The organism is Bradyrhizobium sp. P2_E8 (assembly GCF_056403875.1).
In genome coordinates, this window is sequence record NZ_JBFUES010001636.1 from 1 (window position 1) to 959 (window position 959).

At 65.7% G+C, this 959-nt stretch carries 1 protein-coding gene and 1 pseudogene; both read right to left on the minus strand.

Annotation, left to right across the window (positions count from 1 at the left end; genetic code table 11):
- Positions 1-59 precede the first annotated feature (59 nt).
- Positions 60-815, minus strand: coding sequence for a flagellar type III secretion system pore protein FliP (gene fliP / locus AC1D00_RS42890; protein WP_027548524.1), 756 nt, complete (start codon positions 813-815; stop codon positions 60-62).
- Positions 812-959 (minus strand): annotated as a pseudogene (locus AC1D00_RS42895) (flagellar biosynthetic protein FliO); the annotation flags it as partial. The pseudogene AC1D00_RS42895 and the gene fliP, both read right to left, overlap by 4 nt.

A 959-nucleotide genomic window follows, 5' to 3' on the forward strand; every position in this document is an offset into this window, starting at 1 on the left:
GGCCGGAGGCTATCATTGGGGGCGGTGGGGATGCGTCGCTGGCATCACCCACGTCCGCCTCATCCCCCGTAGCTCTGCACAAGGCTTCCCGCCACCAGCGACCAGCCGTCGACGAGAACGAAGAAGATCAGCTTGAACGGCAGCGATATGGTTGCCGGCGGCAGCATCATCATGCCCATCGACATCAGCACGGAGGCGACGACGAGGTCGATGATCAGGAAGGGCAGGAACAGCAGAAAGCCGATCTCGAAGGCGCGCTTCAGCTCGGAGATCATGAAGGCGGGGACGAGGATACGGAGCGCGAGCTCGTCGGGAGTGGCCGGCGCCGGCTCGCCGGAGAGATCCAGGAACAGCTTGAGGTCCTTCTCGCGCACGTTCTTCTGCATGAAGCCGCGCAACGGGACCGAGGCGCGCTGGAGCGCATCCTCGACGCCGATCTGGTTGGCGACGAGCGGGCGGATGCCTTCGTCGTAGGATTTTTGCAGCACCGGCCCCATCACGAAGAAGGTGAGGAACATCGCGAGCGCGATGATCACCGAGTTCGGCGGCGCGGTCGCCGTGCCCATCGCGGTGCGCAGGAGCGACAGCACGACCACGATGCGCGTGAACGACGTCATCATGATCAGGATCGACGGCGCGATCGACAGCACCGTGAGCAGCGCGATGAGCTGGATCGCGCGCTCGGTGACGCCGCCGCCACCCTGACCGCCGAGATTGATGCTGATGTCCTGCGCATGCGCGAGGCTTGCGAGCGAAGCCGCACTGAACAGGACAGAAAGAAAAAGAACTCTACGCGGGAGGGCCGGCAGCCTCACGAAGACGGCTTCGGACGGCCGAGCAGGGAGGCCATCTCGTCTTCGAGATTCTCAAAGCTGGTCTTTTCCGGAGCAGGCTTCGGCGGCGGGGCCGGTGGTGCCGGCGGCTCGCTGCGCGCCGCGCGCGGAGGAGCGGTCGGCGGC